23 protein-coding genes are annotated in these 25,122 nt (G+C 49.0%); 20 read left to right on the top strand and 3 right to left on the bottom strand.

Going from position 1 to position 25,122, the window contains the following annotated elements; genetic code table 11:
• The first annotated feature begins 107 nt into the window (after positions 1 to 107).
• The 8 genes from ftsA (at position 108) to GSO_RS02610 (ending at position 8,548) form a co-directional block, all read left to right on the top strand.
• Positions 108 to 1,457 (top strand): cell division protein FtsA, encoded by a 1,350-nt coding sequence (gene ftsA, locus GSO_RS02645; protein ID WP_010488658.1) that lies wholly within the window; start codon positions 108 to 110, stop codon positions 1,455 to 1,457.
• Positions 1,458 to 1,481: 24 nt separating this feature from the next.
• Complete coding sequence (gene ftsZ / locus GSO_RS02640; RefSeq protein WP_010488656.1) at positions 1,482 to 2,744, top strand: cell division protein FtsZ; 1,263 nt, start codon at positions 1,482 to 1,484, stop codon at positions 2,742 to 2,744.
• Positions 2,745 to 2,761: 17 nt separating this feature from the next.
• Positions 2,762 to 3,220: a cell division protein SepF gene (locus GSO_RS02635; protein WP_010488654.1), complete on the top strand. Its 459-nt coding sequence runs from the start codon at positions 2,762 to 2,764 to the stop codon at positions 3,218 to 3,220.
• Positions 3,221 to 3,232: 12 nt separating this feature from the next.
• On the top strand, positions 3,233 to 3,520 hold the full coding sequence (locus GSO_RS02630) for a YggT family protein (protein ID WP_010488652.1): 288 nt from the start codon (positions 3,233 to 3,235) through the stop codon (positions 3,518 to 3,520).
• Between the two features lie 6 nt (positions 3,521 to 3,526).
• Entirely contained in the window at positions 3,527 to 4,306 is a 780-nt protein-coding gene (locus GSO_RS02625) for a YlmH family RNA-binding protein (protein ID WP_010488650.1), read from the top strand.
• 188 nt (positions 4,307 to 4,494) lie between these two features.
• On the top strand, positions 4,495 to 5,280 hold the full coding sequence (locus GSO_RS02620; RefSeq protein WP_010488648.1) for a DivIVA domain-containing protein: 786 nt from the start codon (positions 4,495 to 4,497) through the stop codon (positions 5,278 to 5,280).
• 247 nt (positions 5,281 to 5,527) lie between these two features.
• Positions 5,528 to 8,314 carry an isoleucine--tRNA ligase gene (gene ileS, locus GSO_RS02615; protein ID WP_010488646.1) on the top strand — a complete coding sequence of 929 codons (2,787 nt, stop codon included), beginning with the start codon at positions 5,528 to 5,530 and terminating at the stop codon, positions 8,312 to 8,314.
• Positions 8,315 to 8,326: 12 nt separating this feature from the next.
• Positions 8,327 to 8,548: a cold shock domain-containing protein gene (locus GSO_RS02610; protein ID WP_010488644.1), complete on the top strand. Its 222-nt coding sequence runs from the start codon at positions 8,327 to 8,329 to the stop codon at positions 8,546 to 8,548.
• A 275-nt stretch (positions 8,549 to 8,823) separates the two neighbouring features.
• Here the strand turns inward: GSO_RS02610 and GSO_RS02605 are convergent, their stop codons facing one another.
• Positions 8,824 to 9,729 carry a phosphate ABC transporter substrate-binding protein PstS family protein gene (locus tag GSO_RS02605; RefSeq protein ID WP_010488642.1) on the bottom strand — a complete coding sequence of 302 codons (906 nt, stop codon included), beginning with the start codon at positions 9,727 to 9,729 and terminating at the stop codon, positions 8,824 to 8,826.
• A 175-nt stretch (positions 9,730 to 9,904) separates the two neighbouring features.
• Between GSO_RS02605 and GSO_RS02600 the strand changes: the two genes are divergently transcribed.
• Positions 9,905 to 11,341, top strand: a complete 1,437-nt coding sequence (locus GSO_RS02600) for an MFS transporter (protein WP_010488640.1) — start codon at positions 9,905 to 9,907, stop codon at positions 11,339 to 11,341.
• Between the two features lie 113 nt (positions 11,342 to 11,454).
• On the opposite strand, the gene GSO_RS02595 is transcribed toward GSO_RS02600, so the two are convergent.
• Complete coding sequence (locus tag GSO_RS02595) at positions 11,455 to 12,657, bottom strand: toxic anion resistance protein (protein WP_010488639.1); 1,203 nt, start codon at positions 12,655 to 12,657, stop codon at positions 11,455 to 11,457.
• Positions 12,654 to 13,316 (bottom strand): 5-bromo-4-chloroindolyl phosphate hydrolysis family protein, encoded by a 663-nt coding sequence (locus tag GSO_RS02590; RefSeq protein WP_010488636.1) that lies wholly within the window; start codon positions 13,314 to 13,316, stop codon positions 12,654 to 12,656. Before GSO_RS02590 ends, GSO_RS02595 begins: the two co-directional genes overlap by 4 nt.
• Positions 13,317 to 13,553: 237 nt before the next feature.
• Between GSO_RS02590 and GSO_RS02585 the strand changes: the two genes are divergently transcribed.
• From GSO_RS02585 to GSO_RS18640, 11 genes are all read left to right on the top strand, one after another.
• A complete protein-coding gene (locus tag GSO_RS02585) occupies positions 13,554 to 14,099 on the top strand; it encodes an NUDIX domain-containing protein (RefSeq protein ID WP_010488635.1) in 546 nt (181 codons plus the stop codon).
• Entirely contained in the window at positions 14,086 to 14,346 is a 261-nt protein-coding gene (locus GSO_RS02580; protein ID WP_010488633.1) for a hypothetical protein, read from the top strand. The genes GSO_RS02585 and GSO_RS02580 overlap by 14 nt, the downstream gene beginning before the upstream one ends.
• Before the next feature lie 66 nt (positions 14,347 to 14,412).
• Entirely contained in the window at positions 14,413 to 15,123 is a 711-nt protein-coding gene (locus GSO_RS02575; RefSeq protein WP_010488631.1) for a 5'-methylthioadenosine/adenosylhomocysteine nucleosidase, read from the top strand.
• Positions 15,124 to 15,136: 13 nt separating this feature from the next.
• On the top strand, positions 15,137 to 16,300 hold the full coding sequence (locus tag GSO_RS02570; protein ID WP_010488629.1) for a cysteine desulfurase family protein: 1,164 nt from the start codon (positions 15,137 to 15,139) through the stop codon (positions 16,298 to 16,300).
• Between the two features lie 207 nt (positions 16,301 to 16,507).
• Positions 16,508 to 16,849: a DUF1831 domain-containing protein gene (locus GSO_RS02565; protein WP_010488627.1), complete on the top strand. Its 342-nt coding sequence runs from the start codon at positions 16,508 to 16,510 to the stop codon at positions 16,847 to 16,849.
• Between the two features lie 202 nt (positions 16,850 to 17,051).
• Entirely contained in the window at positions 17,052 to 19,322 is a 2,271-nt protein-coding gene (locus GSO_RS02560) for an ATP-binding cassette domain-containing protein (protein WP_010488626.1), read from the top strand.
• Between the two features lie 192 nt (positions 19,323 to 19,514).
• The gene (gene mnmA / locus GSO_RS02555) at positions 19,515 to 20,648 is read left to right on the top strand and encodes a tRNA 2-thiouridine(34) synthase MnmA (protein ID WP_029345505.1); all 1,134 of its coding nucleotides are present in this window, start codon (positions 19,515 to 19,517) and stop codon (positions 20,646 to 20,648) included.
• Between the two features lie 642 nt (positions 20,649 to 21,290).
• Entirely contained in the window at positions 21,291 to 21,953 is a 663-nt protein-coding gene (locus GSO_RS02550) for a histidine phosphatase family protein (RefSeq protein ID WP_010488622.1), read from the top strand.
• A gap of 42 nt (positions 21,954 to 21,995) precedes the next feature.
• A complete protein-coding gene (locus tag GSO_RS02545) occupies positions 21,996 to 22,664 on the top strand; it encodes a tetratricopeptide repeat protein (protein WP_010488620.1) in 669 nt (222 codons plus the stop codon).
• Complete coding sequence (locus GSO_RS18645; RefSeq protein WP_439708961.1) at positions 22,651 to 23,712, top strand: helix-hairpin-helix domain-containing protein; 1,062 nt, start codon at positions 22,651 to 22,653, stop codon at positions 23,710 to 23,712. Before GSO_RS02545 ends, GSO_RS18645 begins: the two co-directional genes overlap by 14 nt.
• Positions 23,709 to 25,118: an AAA family ATPase gene (locus GSO_RS18640; RefSeq protein WP_439708960.1), complete on the top strand. Its 1,410-nt coding sequence runs from the start codon at positions 23,709 to 23,711 to the stop codon at positions 25,116 to 25,118. Before GSO_RS18645 ends, GSO_RS18640 begins: the two co-directional genes overlap by 4 nt.
• The last annotated feature ends 4 nt before the right edge of the window (positions 25,119 to 25,122 follow it).

Raw genomic sequence — 25,122 nt, 5'->3', positions numbered from 1 at the left:
TAAGGTTTGTTTTCTCATCAGAAAATGAGTGTGTTACACTGATGATGGCACCGTTTTAATATGAAAATTAAGTTGATTAAAAAGTTACACAAGGAGGTTCCCGATACATGGATAATCAAGGTATTTACGTTGGACTTGATATCGGAACCACCTCAATAAAAGTCATTGTTGCCGAAGCAGTACAGGGACAAATGAATGTTATTGGTGTGGGAAGTCAGCGGTCTGAAGGCGTTAGTCGTGGGGTGATCGTTGACATCGATAAGGCAGTCGCGGTGATTCAGGCGGCCGTTGCCCAAGCTGAAGACAAGGCAAATATCAAGATCGATCGGGTTGTGGCTGGCATCCCTGCCAATATGCTGCAAATTGAACAGGTTTCGGGGATGATTGCCGTTGGTGAGGAGAACAAAGAGATCTCCGACAACGATGTCCGCAGTGTTGCTGCGGCTGCATTGGTTCGCAACCTACCGCCTGAGCGTGAAACATTATCACTGGTTCCGACCGAATTTATCGTTGACGGGTTTGACGATATCAAGGATCCTCGTGGGATGTTAGGCGTTCGGCTGGAAATGCGCGGCATCATGCTAACGGTTCCCAAAACCGTGATTCATAACACGAAAAAAGCTATTGAAAAAGCTGGGTTACGGGTTGGCGGACTGGTTATTTCGCCACTGGCGATTGGCCGGTTGGCGTTGACTGATGGGGAACAAGACTTCGGTACGGTCTTGATTGATATGGGTGGCGGCCAAAGCACAGCGGCCGTTATTCATGACCGCAAGCTCAAGTTTACGTCGGTCGATCAAGAAGGCGGCGAATATATCACCAAAGATATTTCCGTCGTACTAAACACGAGCTTTACGGATGCAGAGAAGTTAAAACGTGAATACGGCAATGCCGATTCGCTAGCTACTAGCGAAGAAGAAACCTTCCCCGTAACCGTTGTCGGTAAACACGAACCGGCGATGATTTCGGAAAAATACTTATCGGAAATCATCGAAGCGCGGGTCGCACAAATATTTAAGCGTCTCAGAAAGGCACTCGATGCCGTCAACGCACTTGAGCTACCGGGTGGTGTTGTGATCACCGGTGGTACAACGGCACTGCCAGGGGTGACAGAATTAGCACAGGATATTTTTGATCGCCCAGTCAAACGCTTCATTCCGGATGACATGGGTCTTCGCCATCCTTCATTTACGGAAGGACTGGCACTGATTAAATATGCTGCTCAGATGACCGATATCGAAATGCTAGTTTCCAGCGTTCTGCCAACGCCGTTTATGGTTGACGGGGCGCAGATACCATCATCGTCACCATCACCGGCACCGCAAAAACAGCCAGAACAAACCGCTGCTTCGGAAGGCCAACGTCTCGTCAAGCGCAAGCCCGACAAGCAGACAGACAAAACCAAGTCTAAGGAGCCATCTGCCTTGCGCCGGTTCTTTGGTAATTTCTTTGAATAAATCTCGATTCTAGGAGGAACACGAATGGATTTTCAAATGGACGCACAGAGTGAAAAAGGCGCCAACATCAAAGTTATCGGTGTTGGCGGTGCGGGTGGCAATGCCATTAATCGCATGATTGCCGAAGACGTTAAAGGTGTTGAATTTATCGCTGCCAATACCGATTTGCAGGCGCTGAATGCCAGCAATGCAGAAACCAAGATCCAGCTTGGACCGAAATTAACGCGCGGCTTGGGCGCCGGTTCCAATCCGGAAATCGGGCAGAAGGCTGCGGAAGAAAGTGAAGAGGCGATTGGTGCCGCATTACAAGGTGCCGATATGATCTTTGTCACGGCCGGCATGGGTGGCGGCTCCGGTACCGGTGCAGCTCCGATCGTAGCTAAAATTGCCAAAGACCAAGGTGCTTTGACGGTTGGGGTGGTTACCCGACCATTCACCTTTGAGGGGCCTAAGCGGGCCAAAAACGCCACTGAAGGCATTGCTCAGTTAAAGGAACATGTCGATACGCTGGTCATTATCGCCAATAACCGCCTGCTTGAGATCGTGGACAAGAAGACCCCGATGCTTGAAGCGTTCCATGCAGCGGATAACGTCTTACGTCAAGGGGTTCAGGGCATCTCCGATCTGATCACCAGTCCTGGATACGTTAACCTTGATTTTGCCGATGTTAAAACTGTGATGGCCAACCAAGGTTCCGCCTTGATGGGAATCGGCAGTGCCACCGGCGAAAACCGGACGGTCGAAGCGACGAAAAAGGCGATTTCCAGTCCATTATTGGAAGTCAATATCAGCGGAGCCAAACAGGTGTTGCTGAATATTACAGGCGGACCGGACCTCAGTTTGTTTGAGGCACAGGATGCTTCGCAAATTGTTGCCGATGCTGCCAAAGACGACGTTAACATCATTTTCGGAACTTCCATCAATGAAGAACTTGGCGATGAAGTCGTTGTGACCGTCATTGCCACTGGTATTGAAGAAGAAGACCAGCGTCGTGAAAGCTCACGGCGGCCGGCTGCACAGACCCGGGGTGCTGATCGCGACAAAGGGAATGATGCTTATCGCCCGGCATTTGCAGGCAGCGATCAGCATGACGATCAGTCAGCGCAGAGTGACGATCCATTTGGCAATTGGGATTTGCGGCGCGAGCCAAGTAAACGACAAACACCAAGTTCCGATGACATGAACAATGTGAAGAAAAAAGATTTTGATATTTTTGAAAATCAAACCAATGCAGACGATGCCGGAAGCGACGACCAGCCGCCGTTCTTTAAGCGTCGGCGTCAATAGTCAGGAGGTCATGGAACATGGCGTTTGGTAAGTTAGGCGAAAAATTCAACAACTTCTTTGCCATGGATGATGATGAAGATGATTATCAGGACCAAGAAGACGAACAGACGCAGGCAGCGCAGCCGGAGGATCGGGATGTGAATCATTACCGCGGTAACAAGGTCGTCGCGATGGCTGCACCGACCGGGAAGGCTGCTAAAATTGTGGTGTTTGAACCCAGAATTTATTCAGATGCCAAGGAGATTGGCTCGCATCTACTGAATAATCGGGCGGTCGTTATTAATTTTGATCGGATTGGCGCAGATGATGCCAGACGGATTGTTGATTTTCTTACGGGCACGGTCTACGCGATTAATGGTGAGATTAAGCGGATCGGTGAGTCGATTTTCTTGGTTACGCCAGCCAATTTTGAAATTGATGGCTCCTTAGCCAGCACCATTGATTCTGACGGTTTGGATCTTTCATCACAACACTAAACGAGGTGTCAAGTGTTCAATTTTCTGTATGCATTATACCGAGTCGGTGACTGGGCGATTTACTTATACATGATCATGGTGTTTGTTTACATTCTGATTTCATGGTTTCCTAACGCTCAAGGGACGGCGATTGATCGCTTCCTGGAACGGTGGGTTGATCCGTTTTTAAGTATTTTCCGGCGGTTCATTCCCGCAATTGCCGGGTTGGATCTTTCTCCGATCCTGGCGTTCTTCGTGCTTTCGCTGATTAAGTTCGGCTGGTCGCGTTTATTCCTGATACTCGTTCAATTAATTGGGTGACAAATCATGGACGCCATCTATCAACATTTTCGAAAAGACGAAGCAGCACTGATCGACCATTTCGCTGAATTAGTCGAAACGGCTCGGACCGAGTATCGAGCTGTATTGACTGATTTTACCGATCCCCGACAGCGTTTAATCGCTGACAGTCTGATCAGTGCCCACGATGACATGAAACTCATGCATTTTGGCGGATATCCGCATGCTGAGCGCCAACGGTTGATTTTTGCACCGGATTATTATGAAGCACAACCGGATGATTTTGACATTCGCTTGTTGCAGATTGTGTATCCGGAAAAGTTTGCCGAGATGCATCATAGTACGATTCAAGGAACATTATTAAACGCCGGACTGGATCGCGATGTTTTTGGCGATATCATTACTGACGGGCAAACGTGGCAATTCTTTGTGGCCGCCCACATGGAAGACTGGGTCATGAGCAATATCACGAAAATCGGCCGTGTCGGCGTTCACTTTACCGACTATCCGTTAGATCAGGCGGTCACTCCCGAGAACGACTGGGAACCGATCGATTTTTCAATCAGTGCGTTGCGACTCGATACGGTTGTGGCGCATGGTTTCAATATGTCGCGACAACGCGCCAAGGTTTTGATTCAAGGCGGAAAAGTCCGGTTGAATTTCGGTGAAAACGAGGCGCCGGACGCTGAAGTTGCGACGTCGGATATCATCTCGGTTCGCGGTTTCGGCCGCTTGCGACTGGATGCGATTCTTGGTGAAACTAAAAAAGGTAAGTTGCGCGTGTCGGCGGCGGTTATTCATAAGTAAGGATGAGCGCGAGCTGGCGCGGTTAGAAGCCGGAGTGTAAGTGACTTTGGGCGTGATGGCGGGGTCTTTGCCATTGCGACCAAGGTCCTTACACGCAGGCTTCTGCGCTAAGGGAGCGCGTTAAGGGAAGTGCGAACCGGCGGCGCAAGAACCAAGCTGGCGCTCATCTATACAAGGAGGACCATTTTATGGCTTTAAGTCCACTGGACATTCATAATAAAGAATTTAGCAGCAAAATGCGCGGTTATGACAAGGATGAAGTGAATGACTTCCTTGCCCAGATCGTTAAAGATTACAGCAGTCTGATTAAGGACAATGAAGGACTTAAAAAGGAACTTGCAGATGCCAAGGAAAAGGTTCGGTATTTTACGGACATGAAGGAAGCCTTGAACCAGTCAATCATTGTGGCGCAAGAGAGTGCTGAAAAAGTCAAAAATAGTGCGCATCAGGAAGCTGATCTGATCAAGCAACAAGCACAGCAGGATGCCCAGGCGATTCTGAATCGGGCGAAATCCGATGCCGATCAAAAGATGCACCAGGCGCAGGCGCAAACGGAGCAGACGTTGCATGATGCGGAACTGAAGCGGCAAAATATTTCCGTTCAGACCGAGGATCTCAAACGCCAAAGCCGGGTTTTCCGTCAGCGATTGCAGGTCATGCTAGAATCGCAGCTTGAAGTTGTGAAGAGTCCGGAGTGGAAAGAATTGCTTTCCAGTTCACCTGAAGCCCCGGATACCACGGACCCGAGTCAGGAATCACTTGACAATTCGCCAGCTGGTTTCGTAAACTCTAAGGGAGCAGCTTCCGGTGCCGATGCCTACACGGAGATTATTTTCCCAGATGATCAAAGTGCAACCTCAAGCTCAGCAAATGCTGAAGCGACACCGGCTGATTCAGCGACTGCCGAATCGGAATCAGAATCAAGTGAATCAACCAGTGACGATTCTGATGCGACAACCGATCAAAATGTCTAAAAACGTATGAACACGCGTCGTTTAGCGGTCCCCTTTGCAGCGAGCCAGGAATTAGGTGTGAGCCTGGCACGTACCGCTTGATGATATCAGTTCGCAGTTGTCTCGCCGAGTCAATAAGCGGGACCGGTTGATCACCGTTAAGCAATCACTGAGGGGGACTTGTTCCCTGAAGTTAGGTGGTACCACGTTTGCTCGTCCTAATATAGGGCGGGCTTTTTTCATTCAATCAACAAAAGGAGCGGGACACGTGAAAATTAAAGATACGTTGAATATGGGGAAGACAACTTTCCCGATGCGCGCCGGATTACCAAAGAACGAACCGGTTTGGCAGAAAAAGTGGGACGAAGATCATGTCTATGAGCAGCGACAGAAATTAAATGAAGGCAAACCGACCTTCATGTTGCATGATGGCCCACCATTTGCTAACGGCAATATCCATATGGGCCATGCCTTGAATAAGATCAGTAAGGATATTATTGTTCGGTACAAGTCAATGAACGGTTTTCGGGCACCCTATGTTCCTGGCTGGGATACTCACGGACTGCCGATCGAACAGCAATTGGCCAAACAAGGGGTCAAACGCAAAGAGATGTCCATGACGGATTATCGGGAGTTGTGTCGGCAATTTGCCATGAAGGAAATTGATAAGCAGCGGACCGATTTTAAACGGTTAGGTGTCATGGGTGACTGGGAACATCCATACATTACGCTGCATCATGCCTATGAAGCCAGCGAGATCCGGGTCTTCGGGGCAATGGCGAAAAAAGGCTACATTTACCATGGCTTGAAGCCAGTTTACTGGTCATGGTCATCTGAATCGACGTTGGCCGAAGCCGAAATCGAATATCATGATGATAAATCACCGTCGATTTATGTTGCGTTTCCGGTAGTTGACGGCAAGGGCTTGCTGGATCAGGATACGTCGCTGGTTATCTGGACAACCACGCCTTGGACCATTCCGGCCAATTACGGCATTGCGGTTAATCCGCGGTTTGATTATGTTCAGGTCCAAGTTGGTGACCACAAGTATGTTGTGGCGGCTGAACTGCTTGACCGCGTCGCCGAAGAAATCGGTTGGGATCAGCCTAAGATTCTCAAAACTTTCAAAGGCACTGCCATGGACAAAATGACGGCTAAGCATCCTCTGTATGATCGTACGAGCTTGGTTATGGAAGCTGACCACGTCACGCTTGACGCTGGGACCGGCTTGGTTCATACCGCTCCTGGACACGGGGAAGATGACTACAAAGTCGGCATGAAATATGGCTTGCCCGTGATTTCAGTCGTTGACGCCAAAGGTTACATGAACGAAAATGCGCCGGGATTTGAAGGGGTCTTTTATGATGATGCCAATAAGCTCATCACCAAAGCCTTGACCGAAAAAGGCGCACTGTTGAAACTGGATTTCTTCACCCATAGTTACCCGCATGATTGGCGGACCAAAAAGCCGGTCATTTTCCGGGCCACAACGCAATGGTTTGCTTCAGTTGAAGCTTTCCGTGATCAGATTTTGAAGGCGATTGATACGGTCGACTTTAAGCCTAGTTGGGGTAAGACCCGTCTGTATAATATGATTCGTGATCGCGGTGACTGGGTCATTTCTCGTCAACGTGCATGGGGGGTTCCGCTCCCGATTTTCTACGCTGAAGATGGCGAACCGATTATCGAAGAAGAAACCATTAACCATGTCGCCGACTTGTTTGGCAAATATGGATCCAACGTCTGGTTTGAACGCGAGGCTAAGGATCTTTTGCCGGAAGGGTACACGAACCCGCATAGCCCGCATGGCCAATTTACCAAAGAAAAGGATATCATGGATGTCTGGTTCGACTCAGGTTCATCGCACCAGGCAGTCTTAGCCCAACGCCCGGAATTAAGCTTCCCGGCTGATCTGTATCTGGAAGGATCCGACCAGTATCGCGGTTGGTTTAACTCTAGCTTGATTACCAGCGTTGCCGCAACCGGGGTCGCCCCATATCGCGGCATCCTGTCGCAAGGCTTTACGCTTGATGGCAAGGGTCGGAAAATGAGTAAAAGCCTAGGCAATACCATTGTGCCTGCCACAATTGAAAAGCAGTTTGGCGCCGAGATCATACGGCTGTGGGTTGCAACCGTGGACTCTTCGTCTGATGTTCGCGTTTCAGTCGACAATTTTGCCCAGACATCCGAAGCTTATCGTAAAATTCGCAATACGTTGCGGTTTATGGTGGCTAATACCGGTGATTTTGATCCGCAAAAGGATGCCATTGCGTATGACGACCTCGGCTCCGTTGATCGTTATCTCATGGTTCGGCTCAACCAAGTCATTGCTAAGGTCAAGGCGGCTTATGATGTCTACGATTTTGCAACGGTTGAAAAAACCATCAGCAGTTTCCTGGTCAACGATCTGAGTGCTTTTTATCTCGACGTTGCCAAGGATGTGGTGTATATTGAGGCCCAAAACGATCCTAAGCGGCGGAGCATGCAGACAGTGATGTATACTGCTTTGCTAGATTTGACGAAGTTGTTGACGCCAATTTTGCCGCATACAGCGGAAGAAGTTTGGCCGTATCTGAAACAGGATACTGCTTACGCTGCCTTGTCTGACATGCCGGACGTCACGCATTTTGACGACGAGGATCAGTTACTCGACATTTGGTCAGCATTCATGGATTTCCGTTCCGAAGTGCAAAAGGCGCTTGAAGTTGCGCGAGACAACAAGGTGATCGGCAAGTCCATGGAAGCAGCAGTTACGGTGTATCCATCCGGGCCGGTTCGTGACATGTTGGATGATGTTGAAGCTAATGTGATGCAACTGTTGATCACCAGTCACTTTGAAGTTGCGCCAAGCGATGCCAAAGCGCCAGCCAATGCTGAACAGTTTGAAGATATGGCAGTGGTTGTGACCCACGCTAAAGGGGAAGTATGCCCACGTTGCCGGATGGTTCGGACAGACATCGGCACCGATCCTAAATTGCCGGAATTATGCAGTCGCTGTGCCGCCATTGTTGAAGCCAACTACCCTGAAGCAGTTGCAAACGGGTTTGACAAATAAGCAGGTGACAGCATGCAAGGACGAGTTAAAAATTTCAATGTCGACAAAGGCTATGGTTTTATCGAGGCCGATGGTCAGCCGGATATTTTCGTTCATTTTTCGGCGATTAATGAACCCGGTTTTAAAAGTCTGACACCGGGCGAACTGGTTGACTTTGTTATCGTGGAAGGTCCCCGTGGCCCTCAGGCTGCCAATGTGACGGTTCATCATGAGGCGGATCATTCAGACGATTAAGGACCGGCAGATATGACGCTGCCACAATCATTTAATTAAAAAAATCAGCATGAGCCGCAAACTTTGGGTATGCTGATTTTTTGTTGTTCAAAAGGTCGATCACCACTGGCGCATTTTCCAATATAACGCGTTTGCGACCGCGTGAATGGCCCTCATGAGAACAAAAAAGGAACGCACTTGCATCGTTGCAATACGTTCCTTTTATTTTAGGGGTCATGAATGATGACCGAGTTCTTTGTATACAGCCTGTTTGTATGGTAGAAATATGGAGCAGGTTACTTGTTGACTTCTTCGATTTTGCCGTCGTACGTGCGGGCAACGGTCATTTTGGTGATGGGGATGTAACCCAGTTTTGGAACCAGCGTCTTTTGAACATTCTTTGATTGAATGTAGTTGATGAACGCTGCGGTTGAAGCATTAGGCTTACCCTTGGTGTACATGTGCTCGTAAGCCCAGATTTTCCAGGTGTTGGTTGTAACGTTTTTGTCAGTTGGTTGCACCTTGTCCAGTGCGAGCTTTTGGACGCCATCTTTAATTGCCGAGAAGGCTAGATAGCTAATCGCACCAGGCGTTGAGGAAACCATCTGATAAACGGTACCGCTTGAATCCTGTTCCTGACTGGTCTTGACTTTGTCCGTCTTGATGCCGAACTGTTCAAAGGTGGCACGGGTACCGGAGCCTTGTGCACGGTTAATCAAGACAATTTGTTGATCTTTACCGCCAACATCTTTCCAGTTAGTGATTTTGCCTTGGAAGATATCGACCAGCTGCTGGGTTGTAATGTTTTTAACGCCGGCATCTTTGTTAACAACCGGGGCAATGGCAACCACCGCGACCTGATGATCAACCAGATCGCTGGCTTTCAAGTCTTTCTTTTCCTGAGCGAAAATGTCTGAATTGCCGATGGTGACCGACCCAGCCGCCACCTGACTTAATCCGGCACCGGAACCGCCGCCTTGAACGGTGATTTCGGCCTTAGGATTGTCGGTTTGATATTGCTTAGCAGCCTGCTCAACCAGCGGCTGTAGGGCTGTGGACCCAACGGCAAGGATTTTACTTTGCTTCGCTGGTGCCGCGCTTGACGAGCTTGAACTGCTGGCGGATTTCGACCCGCAACCCGTTAATACCAAAGTGGCAGTTAAGGCCACGGTCAAACCGACTAACAACTTCGAATGCTTCATTACTTTTCCCTCCAATACTTGAATAACTTAAGGATAAAGAATGAGTGTAAAGACTTCGCCACTTTGATGTAAAGAATGCGTTTTGCTTTTGTAAATAAGGTGTAGGTTCCTTTGAAAAAGTAACAAGATTCGGCGTATAATGGTGCAGCTAGGCGTTTTAGAAGGAGCGGAAAATGTGAAAAATTACATTGATAACCAAAAAGTCCAGAAAAACCGGTGGTGGATCATCACGGCTATCGGGATGTTTACCATCATGTCGACGCTGGACGGTTCTATTGTCAACATTGCGTTGCCGGTGATGAGTCGTGATTTGAAAATCCCAATGAATCAGGCTGAATGGGTTGTGTCCATTTATCTGATGATGATCTGCGGACTGCTTTTATTTTTCGGAAAATTAGGCGACTCGATTGGCAAGATCAAAGTGTTTCGTATCGGGATGGTGCTGTTTCTCATCGGTTCATTGTTTGCCGGTTTTAACAATAGTTTGGCCTTGTTGCTGGCGGCGCGGATTGTGCAGGCAACTGGCGCATCCATGACGATGGCGAATAACAACGGGATCGTGACAGAAATTTTTCCGATGAACGAACGTGGGCGTGCCTTGGGTCTCATCGGGTCGTTTGTTTCCATTGGTGCGATTGCCGGACCTGGGATTGGCGGGTTGATTTTGGGGCAACTGCCGTGGGGCTATATTTTTTGGATCAATATTCCAATCGGCATTGTTGCGTTGATTCTCGGATCCGTTGTTTTACCGAAGGATTTACCCAGCAAGCGGGTTCCGATTGACTGGGCAGGCTTCATCAGCTTCTTAGGGTTTATTCTGGCGCTGTTCATGGGTATTTTTCTGGGTCAGGAGCGTGGTTTTACGGATCCGGTGATTCTTGCCTTGTTCGTCATCGCAATGATCGCTTTGGCTGCTTTTATTCGGATTGAAAATCATAAGACCGATCCGCTAGTTAGCTTTAAGTTATTTCGGAATAGCGCGTTTACGTTAAGTTTGTTATCGGCTTTCTTTATTTTTGTGACGAACTTCTTCTTTAATGTGATTTCGCCATTTTATTTACAGAATGCGCGCGGATTATCGCCAGAAAAAGCCGGTTACTTGCTCATGATTTTCCCGATTGTCCAAGTGATTGTGGCACCGGTGGCTGGTTCAATTGCCGACCGCATCGGTCCTTACCGAATTACCATGGTGGGGTTGTTGTTCATCGTAGGCAGCCAAGTCGGCTATGCGTTATTCAATTTGCAGACGTCATTTGTTTTCGTGGCATTGATGATTGGCTTAGTTGGGTTTGGTAATGGCCTGTTCCAGGCGCCGAATAATACGGTCGTGATGTCGAGTGTGGCACCGCAAGATCTTGGAATTGCAGGCGGATTGAATGCATTGGCACGTAATTTAGGTATGGTTGTCGGTATTTCGACGGCAACGACGGTTTTGTTCTCCTCAATGAGTCACACAGCCGGGCGGAAGGTAACGACTTATTTAAACGGCCGTCCTGATGTCTTTATCGCAGGGATGCACGTGTCGTTTTGGGTCGCAACCGGTTTATGCCTCTTAGCCTTGGCGCTGACAGGGTATCGGATGTGGCAAATTCGTGGCGTAGGCGATGCTTAGTCAGGGAAGCCCATTCAACTGAAAATTGGCGGGAAACGAGCCAAAACAAAAAGTCCGTGATGACGAAATCACGGACTTTACGCTATTCAAGGTTAATTAAGAATTTAGGCCCATTAAACGTGCGGCGTGACGTCTTTAGGATTTTGATTATCCATATCGCCGTGGGTATAATTTAGCAGTTGCTGCTTAAGTTCGCCTTCCATTTGGACAAGTTGTTTTTCGGCATTCTGACGCTTGACGCGACCATCTTGCTGAATCTGCAGCGTCTGCTTCAAGGTATCGATCAGATCGTTTTGTGTCTGTGTCAGCGTTTCGATATCGACAACGCCACGTTCATTTTCTTTGGCAGTTTCAATTGAGCTGATCTTCAACATCTCACTGTTCTTCTTAAGCAAATCGTTGGTCGTTTCTGAAACCTGGCGCTGTGCCGTGACCGCATTTTTCTGACGCAAAAGGGTGAGGGCAATGGCCACCTGGTTTTTCCATAAAGGAATGGCAGTATTGACACTGGCTTGGATTTTTTCTGCTAGTGCCTGATTGGTGTTTTGAATCAGGCGGATTTGCGGGGCCTGCTGAATGGTAATTTGCCGCGCCAACTGCAGATCGTATGCGCGTTTTTCCAAACGGCTGGCGAACTGCCGCAGATCGTTGACTTGCTGAATTGCCATTTGGTCATTAGCTGCTTCAGCGGTCTTGGCTGCTTCAGGAATCGTTTTATCATTTAATTCGGTCAGCTTCAGGTTCGCCGCTTCAATGTAAATATTCAAGGCATCAAAATACGCCTTGTTTTGGTCGTAAAGCTCGTCTAAAAGCTTGTTATCGTTTAATAAACCCTGTTGTGATGTTTCGAGCCGGTTGGCAATCGTATCGATTTGGGCACCGATTTTTTGGTACTTTGCGGTGATTTCATAAATAGATCGCTTGACACGGCCAAAGATTTTGCGGAAAATATTGTTATTTTCTGCTTTGAGTTCGTCAGGATTGGCTTCATTTAGACGCGTCATCAGGCTGGTCAAAGCGTCACCAACGGCACCGGTATCCTGGCTTTGCACCTTTGTCAGCATGTTTTGGGAGAAAACCCCAAGCTGTTTTTGGGCGTCGGCGCCGTAGTTTAAGACAGTTTCGCCTTTGGTGACATCAATTTTGCTGGCCAAATCCTGCGCTTTGGCTTCCTGTTCCGGGCTCAGTTTTGGCTTAGCTGTTGCTGCCTCGGGGATTTTTGGGTCCGCATCGCTTGCGCCGGATGAGGTGCTGAAGGGATCCGCTAATAGGTCATCGGTCAAATTTGTTTGTTTATCGTCGCTCACGTTGGTCACTCCGTTTCATGCATCTTATTAGGATCAAGGTGTTTCTTGGCAAGGCGGACATCGCTATCCAGGTCATCCAAGTCATCTTTAATGAAGGCTTGATAATCGGTACGGATCTTGCCCGCCATCCCGGTCATCGTTTCAAAAGCTTTATCTAACGTTTCGTAGGTATCAGCCGTTTTGACTTCATGGTGTGTGATTTGGGCATATTTCTGCATTAAATCCAACAGATTCGGGACCTGTTGATAGACAAAAGTGCCGGCGTCTGTCAGCCGCTGCGGAGCTTGCACCAGCGCCTCAAAATAAGCATGCAGCAAATCGATCAAATCGGTATTAAGTGTGAGCGCACGAAGCTTTGGCACTTGCTTGGTCAATGCTTCAATGGTCCGAATTTGATCGGCAAGTTCAGCCATGGTCTTTCTAAAAAGTTTGATTTCTTCATCACTTAATCCGGAAGCCGCATAGTGTTCAGCCATTTTTGGATCCAAACTTGGCAGACTGGTGGATTTTGGCTTCGGCCGGCTTAGTTCACCGATAAAGCGAGCGAAGGCAAACACAACGCCGACAAAAACAGCGATTGCCCAACGCCCGGATAAGGCACCTAATACCGCACCCATGGCGGCCCAGAGTATGATTCGCCAAATGCGAATACGTTTGCTTGTGGCCACGAGATCACTTCCTCTTTCGTTTGAGTTTAGTTTAGCACAGTCCTATAGGTTGACTATCAGCCGGAAGTTGGATATTCGCAAATTTTTTGTTAAGATCAAGCATTGCATCGTTTGCTGGTGTAAGCTGATGACATGATCTTTCATAAAAGTAGTGTTTGGCAACGTTTTGAGTCGGTTAACGATTCGTTGATTGACGGCTTGGCACTTGTGACTAAATAGGACGAGGAGGCGGCTGCGATGGAGGAAAAACCGATTGCACAACAACGGGTATTTACGGGTGAATTGGTAGCAGTAGATGAACTGACGGTTAAACTGGCCGATGATCAGACAGCTAAGCGGGAAATCGTGCGTGCACAGCCGGCTGCGGGCATTTTGGCGTTGAGAGGACATCAAGCCTTGTTTGTCAGTCAGTTTCGGTCGACTGTTGGCCAGGCAACGCTGGAAATTCCTGCTGGTAAGATCCACCAAGGCGAGATGCCACTGGCTGCTGCCCAACGCGAATTAAATGAAGAAACCGGTTTAGAAGCGTTGAATTGGCAGCCGCTTGCCAGTTATTTTCAATCACTTGGCTTTTCGGATGCGACCATGGCACTTTTTTTGGCTCGCGAATTGACCCCCGCTGATCAGCGCCTGCCGCAAGATGCCGATGAATTTGTGAACAGTCATTGGCTAACCTTTGATGAAGCCCAACAAGCAGTCGATGATGGCCGAATTTGTGACAGTAAGACGTTGTTAGCCTTGTTTTATTGGCAGCAGCAGGAGGAACAGCATGGCAGAAGTTAACACGCGTAAAGCCTACCGTGAAGCCCAGAAGAAAAAGAAGCAGGAAGCTCGTGATCGCGAAGCCAAACGGGTTGAAGTGGAAAAAGAATACGCCCGGCAGACGCGGGACAAGCCAGAGGTTAAGGCGGCACGTTTTGATGAAATCACTTTTCGTAAAGTGAATAGTCTCAAGAAGCGGCTGAATTGGGCGATTGGCATTGTCTTTGGATTGATTGTGATTGTCTTTTTGGTTCTTTATTTTGGCTAAGGGATGTAGCGGACCTACGAGGCGTAAAAATAGCGTCATATTTTGTAGAAAGAACGAGGGGATTTTTTGATTAAAGTCGGTGTGATTTGTGCGATGGAAGAGGAAATTCGCACGTTGTTGGCGCGGCAAACCCAGCAAAAAGAGACGGTTATTGCCAGTCAACATTATTTTGAAGGTAAAATCGGCGATGTCGATGTGATTTTGGTACAATCCGGCATTGGCAAGGTGCAAGCCGCGATGACAGCGGCATTGCTGTTGGCGACTTATAAACCTGACGTTGTCATTAATACCGGTAGTGCCGGTGGCATTGGCCACGGCTTGGCGATCGGCGATGTGGTTATTTCCAGTGGCGTGGCTTATCACGATGTGGATGCTACGGCCTTTGGCTACTTGCCGGGGCAACTTCCGCAACAGCCACAGATCTTTGAAGCAGGCATGTCATATGTGACGCAAATTCAAACAGCGGCTGCGGCAACTGGTTTGACGCCTAAAGTAGGCTTGATTGTATCGGGGGACCAATTTATTAACGGGAAAGAAGCCATTGCCCGTATTTTGAAAACCTATCCGCAGGCACTTGCCAGTGAAATGGAAGGTGCGGCAGTCGGCCAAGTTGCCAAAGAGTTCCACACGCCATTTGTTGTGATTCGCGCCATGAGTGACGTGGCCGATGAGCAATCCGGGGTTGATTTTGACAAGTTTGTGATTAAAGCAGGTGAGCAAAGTGCCGCGATGTTGTTGCAGTTCTTTGCCCATTTACAGGCATCTCAGCATGACTAGGAGCTGATTTTTTATGCAACATATTTATCTTGATAATGCAGCTACAACACCAACGGCGCCTGAGGTTATTCAGACGATGACGGATCAAATGCAGCATGACTTTGGTAACGCGAGTTCGACGCACTGGTTTGGTCGAGAGGCACATACGGTGATGGATAAGAGTCGGAAAGTTCTGGCCGACTCGATTCATGCCCAACCTGGCGAGATGGTGATTACCAGCGGTGCCACCGAAAGCAACAATACGGCCATTACCCAGACGGCGCATGCCCGCGCTGCTTTGGGAAAGCACATCATTACAACTGCGATTGAACATCCCTCGGTCTTACAGCCACTGAAGGCTTTGGAAAAAGAGGGCTTCCGGGTCACCTATCTGCCGGTTGACGAAAATGGGCGGATTCGGTTGGCTGATTTTGACGCGGCCTTGGATGATGATACGATTCTGGTTACGATCATGATGGGCAACAACGAAGTCGGTAGCCGCATGCCGATCACTGACATCGGCGAACGGCTGGTTGATCATCAAGCTTGGTTCCACACAGATGCCACCCAGGCATATGGATTACTGGATATTGATGTCAAAGCCCAGCACATTGATATGTTGAGTGTGTCCGCGCACAAAATCAACGGACCAAAGGGGATCGGCTTCTTATATCGCGATCCCAAAGTGCAATTTCCATCTTTGCTAAAAGGCGGCGAGCAAGAACTAAAACGCCGTGCAGGCACCGAAAATATTGCCGGTATCGCCGGTTTTGCAAAGGCCGTTGAGCTGATCACTTCTGAAGAAAAGGCAAAGCGCCAGACCAAATATCTTGGCTTCAAGAAACAAATCATGAACGCTTTAGATGATGCCGACATTCCTTACGCAATTAATGGCGACATCAGACCTGACAATGTCAATCATGTTTTCAACTTATGGCTGAAGGACATTTCCACCTATGCCTTACAAACCAACCTCGATTTGGCTGGTGTGGCTGTTTCAGGCGGATCTGCCTGCACGGCGGGGTCGCTGGAGCCTTCGCACGTCCTGACCGCAATGTTTGGTGCGGATAGCCCGCGGTTGGGCGAATCAATCCGTATTTCATTTGGGGCACAGACCACTCAGGAAGATATTCAAGCCTTCATTGATACGCTACTGCCGATTGTGCAACGGCTGGCTGCTAAACAAGCCGCACAGTAGCCGCATGATATGCTAAACTTAATGTTAGTAAAGCGTGTTCACGCTCATATTAACGCGCCGGTTCACGCTCACACATTAATGCGTTCGCCAGCGCAGGAGTCTGCGTGTAAGGACCTCGGTCGCAATGGCAGAGACCGCCATCACACCCAAGGCCACTTACACTCCGACTCCGAGCGCGCCGGTTCACGCTCAGGAGGATGTTTCATAATGGCATTAGCACCCACAGGATCTGCGCAAGGCGATCCGAAGACTTATCGAATTGGTTCAGAGTTGAAACGGTTCACGTTGATCGATCTTGGCTTTGTTCAAACCAAGAATGGCAATTTTCAGTTGCAACGGTCTCTGGATCCTAACTCACCGTACACGACGGCGAATAAGCTCAAAATGACGGTGGCGAAGAACCTGGACAAGTTTCAACTTGATGTAACTACTGGGAACGGCCTAAAGGCGATTAACATTTTTAAAAACGACCGTACCAAAGAAAATGTTGAACAGTATCAATACTGGGTTAACAATTTAATTGAACGCGGCGTTATTGAACCTAAGTAATCGGGTTTGAAACCAGCAGTAATCTTCTTGTGTGAGGAGATTGCTGCTTTTTTCGTTGAGCATGAATGATTGAATCGCCGTGATGGTCATGTCTGCAAATCAAAAGTGCTAAGCTGGTATTATTAAAAGTTTTTTTAGCGTAAGCCGGCGCGTTGTGATGAGCGCGCGTCAGCAAGCACAAGAATGGTTAGGGGGACGCTAGATGTTCGAACACGGCTTCATCGAAGTTCATAACGCCAATCAGAACAATCTGCAACATGTGAATATTAAAGTTCCAAAGTACGCCATTTCCGTTTTCGTCGGGCGTTCTGGATCAGGCAAGTCGTCGTTGGTCTTTGATACCATCGCGGCTGAATCGCGCCGGGAACTAAACGAAACCTTTCCGAGCTTTACCCAGCAATATCTGCCCAAGTATGGCCAGCCCGACGTGGGTTCGATTGACCATTTACCGGTGGCCATCGTGGTTGAGCAAAAACGAATCGGGAAAAATGCGCGGTCGACCCTAGCTACCTATACCGGGATTTATTCACTTTTAAGGCTGTTGTTTTCCCGGATCGGCAAACCCTTCATCGGTTATTCGGATACCTTTTCATTCAACCTGCCACAGGGGATGTGTCAAACCTGTCAGGGACTCGGCTATGTCGATGATATTGACGTTAAAAAGTTGATCGATCCAAACAAATCATTAAACGAAGGGGCTATCACATTCGTCAGCTTTGGGCCGGATACTTGGCGGTGGCGGCGCTATGCCTATAGTGGGTTGTTTGACAACGATAAACCGTTGCGGGATTACACACCGGAAGAAATGAAATTATTGTTATATGCGCCGCAGCAGACGCTCCAACATGCGCCTGCCAAGTGGCCACGAACGGCGCTGTATGAAGGGGTTGTGCCGCGCATCAAGCGGTCGATTATTGGTAAGAAAGAAGCGGAGCACCATAAGGCAGCACTTGCTGAAATCGTGACGCGCAAACCCTGCCCTGCATGCCATGGCACGCGCTTGCGTCCGGAAGTGTTGACTTGCCTCATCAATCAGACCAATATTGCGCAGGTCCTAAAAATGGATCTGATCAATGTGCGGGAGTTTTTGAAGAAAATTCAGGTTCCATTAGCGCAAGATGTGATTCGCGAACTGCTACGGAAAATCGATGCTTTGATTGATATCGGGCTAGGGTACCTTTCATTAGATCGGCCGACAGAAACACTTTCCGGCGGTGAGACCCAACGCATCAAAATCGCTAAATTCCTGACCAGCGCCTTGGTTGACATGGTTTATATTCTTGATGAACCCAGCGTCGGCCTCCATCCGCATGACATTGAATTAATTAAGCGGGCACTAGTGCGGTTAAAGCAAAAAGGCAACACGATTTTGATTGTCGAACACAATCCGGCGTTAATTGCATTAGGCGATTACATTGTCGAAGTCGGTCCCGGTGCCGGCACAACCGGTGGCCACATCACGTTCACCGGCACTTATCCGCAGTTGCTGGCTAGCCAGGCGCTCACTGGGCGACTGCTTAAACAGCGACTGACGTTTCGCAAGCCGCGGCCAGCCAAGACAACGCTGGATTTGCCCCACATTCACCGGCACAATCTGAAAGACGTCCACGCCGTTATTCCCCTGGGTATCGAAACCGTGATTTCCGGAGTCGCCGGATCAGGTAAAAGTACGCTGGTCAGCGCATTACGCGATCATCTGACGGTGCCATACATTGATCTGGCGCAGACCGACATCGGCGCCAATATTCGCTCGACGCCGGCAACTTACCTGAAAATTCTTGACCCGATTCGCAAAGTTTTTGCTCACGCTAACCATGTTGGTAGCAGTTGGTTTAGCTACAACGGTCGCGGCGCCTGCCCACGCTGCAAAGGTAAAGGTGTGACGATCACGAATATGGCCTTCATGGATCCGGTTGTCTCCGTCTGCGAACAGTGCCACGGGCGCCGTTATAACGATCAGGCACTGAGTTACACCTATCACGGCCAAAATATTGCCGACGTGTTACAAATGCCGATTGCCAAGGCGCAAACCTTTTTCGCTGAAACAAGTGAGATTGCCAAGCCGTTACGGAATATGGCGCGCGTGGGGCTTGATTACCTAACACTCGGTCAGCCGCTGACAACGTTGTCCGGTGGGGAAAAGCAGCGCCTTAAGCTGGCGGTTGAATTAAACCGCACCGGTGAAGTGTACTTACTCGATGAACCGACAGCCGGCCTCCACCTACAGGACATCACCAAATTGTTGCGCTTGTTTGACGATTTGGTGGCTGCCGGAAATTCACTGATCATTGTCGAACACAACTTGCAAGTCATCAGTCAGGCAGACTGGTTAATTGATATGGGTCCTGATGCTGGCATTTATGGTGGGCGGATTTTATACGCCGGAACCCCGGAAGCTAGTATGCAGGTCAAACAATCCCGTACTGGCCAGGCATTGCGCCAATATAACGAAGCTCCGGAACGGCGGGCATAATGCCAGAAGCAGGGTGGCCGCAGCCTTTTAACCGTCACAGTGCGTCTGGGCGATTTAAAAAACTTGGTCCACTTTAACCCAAAAGTCGGAAAAGGCTTGTGCAGAGCTGTGCTTGCTATCTTTTTGTGGCCTGCTATAATAACACTTACTGGAATTCGACCTTCAAATCGGATATCTCCAGAATCTGATGAAATGATGGTGATTGTTTTGGACAATTCCAACACCCGAGTTGTTGTCGGCATGTCCGGCGGCGTTGACTCCAGTGTCACGGCGCTTTTGCTGAAGCAACAGGGATATGATGTTGTCGGTGTCTTTATGAAAAATTGGGATGACACCGATGAAAATGGCGTTTGTACGGCGACCACGGACTACGAAGATGTCGCTAAGGTAGCAAGTGAAATCGGGATCCCTTATTACTCGATCAATTTCGAAAAAGAGTACTGGGACCGGGTTTTTCAGTATTTCCTAGACGAATATAAAGCCGGCCGGACACCGAATCCCGATGTTATGTGCAACAAGGAAATCAAGTTCAGGGCATTTTTGGACTATGCTGAGCAGTTAAATGCGGACTACATTGCGATGGGTCATTATGCGCAGGTGAAGACCGATGAGGATGGCGTGATTCACATGTTGCGTGGAGCTGACGGTAATAAAGACCAGACGTATTTCTTGAGTCAGCTCTCCCAGGATCAGCTTAAGAAGTCAATGTTTCCGATTGGCCATCTGCAGAAGCCGGAAGTACGTAAGATTGCGGCTGCTGCAGGACTTGCTACAGCGAAGAAGAAAGACTCGACCGGGATCTGCTTTATCGGTGAGCGCAACTTCAAGCAGTTTCTAAGTACCTATCTGCCAGCGCAGCCCGGTAAGATGATGACCGTTGACGGTGTCGAGATGGGCACCCATGACGGGCTGATGTATTATACGATCGGTCAGCGTCAGGGACTTGGTATTGGCGGCAATTCGCAAAATTCCGAGCCTTGGTTTGTTGTTGGCAAAGATTTAGACAAGAATATTCTTTACGTGGGCCAAGGCTTTGATAATCCTGCCTTGATGGCCACAAGCCTCAGTGCGTCAAACCTTAATTGGACAACCGGAGAGGCGCCGGCAGAAGGCACCCACATGACCGCAAAGTTCCGTTATCGCCAGCGCGACACGGGCGTTACGATTCGTTATCATGATGACGGCACCGCCACGGTCGACTTTGACGAGCCGGTTCGCGCTATTACCCCCGGCCAGGCCGTTGTCTTTTATAACGGCGACGAGTGCTTAGGCGGCGGCACCATTGATGCAGCATACGCCCACACGAATGAGTTGCAGTACGTTTAGTAACGAGTAATGACCGATTAGAAAAGCTTCAGAGGCTGGGTCATAATTCACAGCCAGACTAAAAAAGATGAACATACTCTTTGTCGTTATCGAGAGTATGTTCATCTTTTGTTTCTATGGGGTAATTCAGTGAGGTCATTTAAGCTATGAGTGCCAAAGCGGAGTAATCGTAGGCCAGATGGGGCTCAGCCGTGCAAACAACACAGCGACCGGGCTTTGTCGCTGATGTTGTTAGGCGACTTTGAGACAGCGGGCTTCTGGCTCAAAGCGCCGTCTCCGCTCTAGCTTCGCGTCGCCAGCCCCAGCTGGCCGGAGATTGCGGAGTTTGGCACGACTCGGAACTTATTGCCTCAGCTTTTTTGATTGTTCGTGATTCATTAATCCATGAACGTTCTCGTAAAATTATGGCTCAGCCACGATTTTTTAAGCGTGAGCCGGCGCGCTTAGGAGTCGGAGTGTAGGTGGCCTTGGGCGTGATGGCGTTCTTTGCCATTGCGACCAAGGTCCTTACACGCAGACTCCTGCGCCGGCGAACGCGTTAAAGGTACCACTTGTCAGTTTTGATCCATCCCTGAGTGTGCTTGATATTTATGGCGAAAATACTGATAATGAAAAGGTTAAGACGTAAAAGGAGTGCGGCTCGTGACCAAATTATATTTTGTACGCCATGGCAAAACCGAATGGAATAATCAAGGACGTTATCAAGGCGGAAATGGGGACTCCCCGTTGCTTCCGGAAAGTTTTGAGCAAATCAAGGCATTAGCCGACTATTTGCGTGGCATTCCTTTTGCCCACGCCTATGTGAGTCCGCTCAAACGTGCGCGGGTGACGGCGCAGACTTTAATCAAAGATTTAAATGAGACGATTCCGTTAACGGTTATGCCGGCGTTGCGCGAATTCAACTTGGGCAAAATGGAAGGCATGACGTTCAGTGACGTTGCCAAGCACTTTCCGCAAGAGCTACATGCTTTTCGGCATGAACCGGCTGCTTATGATCCGCGAAAAATTCATGGCGAGTCGTTTCCCCAGCTGATCAATCGCGCCATTCCGGCCATTGTTGCGACGGTCGCAATGGATCGAACCGGTGAGGCCAATTTGTTGTACGTCAGTCATGGCGCCGCGTTGGCTGCAGTCATTCAAAGCTTGCTGGGGACGCCATTAGCCGAGATTCGCAAAGACGGTGGCCTTACAAACAGCAGCGTGACGATTTTACAGGCAGATGGACCAAGTTTGCCGTTTAAATTAATCGACTGGAACGAGACCGGCTTTTTACCAGAACCGCCAAAACCAACCGACACCATTTGATTTTTGACACAGCATGACCACGATATGAGTAAAGAGGTTGTTATGGATTCAGATATTTTAACCGCATTTAACCAAGGAAAACACGAAGAAGCCATTCATGCAGCAGTCAAAGCCATTGATGCTGCACCTAAAGATCCTAAGCGCTATGCCATGTTGGCAACAATGCTCATCAGTTTGAAAGCTTTGGATCAGGCGGGTGAACTCCTTGCCAAAGCCCGCAACCTTTTCCCGACTGATATTGAACTCCAATACACGGCCGGCTTATTTGCCTATGCCCAGGCGGATTATCCAGCCGCAGCAGCCTGGTTTGCCAAGTGTCGCAAGGACAAGCACCTCAAAAATGATGCCACCTATATGTTGGCGTTGAGTTATCAACAAGCGGGCCAGCCCAAGAAAGCGTTGGCATTTGCCCTCACTGCCCACGAATTGGCGCCTAAACAAACCGACGCGGCCTTACTTGCAGCCGATCTGTTGTTGGCAGCGCAGGCATTTGACGCGGCAGCGGACATTTTGAAGCCGTTGCTAGACGACAAGCAACCACAAATTCTGTTTACTTATGGCATGGCGTTAAGTGCCGCTGGCAAAGATGGCAGCCATTATCTGGATGAAGCCAAGCGACTCGATCCGAAGGGTTATGATCAAAAGGCCAGCGCCGTTGCCGACATCAACCGGTTTTTAAAGCTACAGGAGGGTCATGATGGACAGGCATGAGGATAGTGTCACCGGCCGGGTCAAAAGCATTTTCTTTCAGAATCCAACGAATTTTTTTAAAATTCTCCTGATTGATATTACGGCTACGACCATCACCTGGACAGAACCGGATATTGTCGTGACCGGAACATTTGGTGATATCAAGGAAGACGAAACTTACACCTTTACCGGTCATGTGATTAACCATCCCAAATATGGCCAAGAGTTTCAGGCAGATAATTATCACGTTGATCAGCCAACCAATAAAACCGGTTTGATCAATTACCTCAGTTCGGATAAGTTTCCGGGCATCGGGCCTAAAACTGCCGAGAAGATCATTGATAAGCTCGGAGTGGATGCGATTAATCAGATTCTCGACGACCCGGCATCGCTTGAGGGACTTGGCATCACCGCTGCAAAGCGAAAAATGCTGGTTGACAATCTCAAGACGAATCAAGGCATGGAACGCGTCATCATCGGACTGAATGATTACGGCTTCACCAGTAACATGGCTGGGCGGATTTATCAGCAGTACCGAAATGATGCGCTAGAAGTGATTAAGCAAAACCCGTATCAACTCATCAATGATATTGCCGGCATCGGGTTTACCCGCGCCGATCAAATTGCTGCCAAATTGAATATCGCACCGGATTCGCAATTGCGTCTCGGCGGTGCCGTCATGGACACGCTACAACGCCTGACCGATGGTGAAGGGGACACTTTTGTCGAACTGCGCACACTGGTTACCCAGACACTTGATTTGTTAGAGCGGGCACGGAATATTGCCGTTAAGCCGGATGACGTTGGTCAGGCCATTGTGACTCTGGCTAAAGATAATGAGCTGGTCGCTGAAGGTAAGCGGATTTCTCCTAAACGGCTCTATGATTCAGAGTGGCAGATTGCCCGTCAGTTGAAGGGATTAGCCGAAGCAGGCGCGAAGGCTGAAGAACCTGAGCTGCCAGATATTGAAAAAACGTTAGCGGAAGTGCAGGCAGACACCGGCATTGCCTACGATGATGTCCAAAAAAAGCAATTGTCACGGCTTTACGCTCGCCGATTTTTCTGTTGACTGGCGGCCCCGGTACCGGAAAAACGACCGTGACAGATGGTATCGTTCGCACTTATGCGCGACTACATGACCTCTCGTTAGATGCCAATCAGTATAACTCGGATGATCCATTTCCAATCATGTTGGCAGCACCGACTGGCCGCGCAGCTAAGCGAATCAGTGAGACGACGCAATTACCGGCCAGTACCATTCATCGATTATTGGGACTGGGCGTAGATACGCAGGATTTTGCGCCTAATGATCTGCCGGATGGGCTGTTGATTATTGATGAAATGTCGATGGTCGATACGTATTTATTTCGGACGCTGTTGACCGCGCTTCATCCCGGCATGCAGATTGTTTTGGTCGGGGATAAGGATCAGTTGCCTAGTGTGGGTCCGGGTCAGGTTTTCGCGGATCTTTTACGCAGCGGCGCATTGCCACAAGCAGCTTTAACCCATATTCATCGCCAGGACGCCGATAGTTCGATTATTCCGTTAGCTCATGCGGTGAATGCCGGTAAACTTCCTGACGATTTCACGCAACCGCAAGTGGATCGCAGTTTTTTGGCATGCACGCCTAGCCAAGTGCCGGAAGTCGTGGGTCAGGTCGTGAAGCGGGCTGCTGTTAAGCAGTTTTCGATCGCCGACATTCAGGTTTTGGCGCCAATGTATCGCGGAACGGCGGGAATTGATCGCCTCAATCCAATGCTGCAGAATATTTTAAATCCTAAACGTAGCGCGCGGACCAAAACCGTTCATTTTGGCGACACCGAGTATCGAATCGGTGATAAAATCCTGCAACTGGTCAATGATCCTAATCAGAATGTCTTCAATGGCGAAATCGGCCAGATTGTCGGGATTACGTTAGCAAAGGAAGCACCTAGCAAAACCGATGAGCTGACGATTGATTTTGACGGCAATGAGATCACCTATAAGCGTAGCGATTTTAGCAAAATCACGCTTGCCTATGCGACATCGATCCACAAAGCTCAAGGGAGCGAATTTCCGATGGTGATTTTGCCGTTAACCTTGCAAAGTCGCCGAATGTTGCGGCGAAACTTACTCTATACCGCCATTACCCGGGCAAAGTCATTTCTGATTCTGGTTGGCGAACTAGCGGCTTTTGAAACGGCGGTTGGTGAAGTGGCCGTCAATCGGCACACGGGGTTGGTTCAGCGGTTGCAGCAGGTGTTTGACATCGAAGGATCACAAACGACTGTTGAAGAAGCTGCGGAGCCACAACCAGCTTTGCCGCAACAATCCGCACAAATTGACACAAATGGTTCCGACTCGGATAATGAAGTTAGGCCTGCCAAAACGGCGCCTCACCAGTTAACGCCGGCACTGGCAGCCTCACAGAAAATTGATCCGATGATTGGAATGGATGGTATAACCCCGCAAATGTTTATGACGAAGGAGAATTAATTTT

The organism is Lacticaseibacillus zeae DSM 20178 = KCTC 3804 (genome assembly GCF_000260435.1).
Classification (GTDB): Bacteria; Bacillota; Bacilli; order Lactobacillales; family Lactobacillaceae; genus Lacticaseibacillus; species Lacticaseibacillus zeae.
This window is presented reverse-complemented; position numbering and strand designations above follow the sequence as displayed.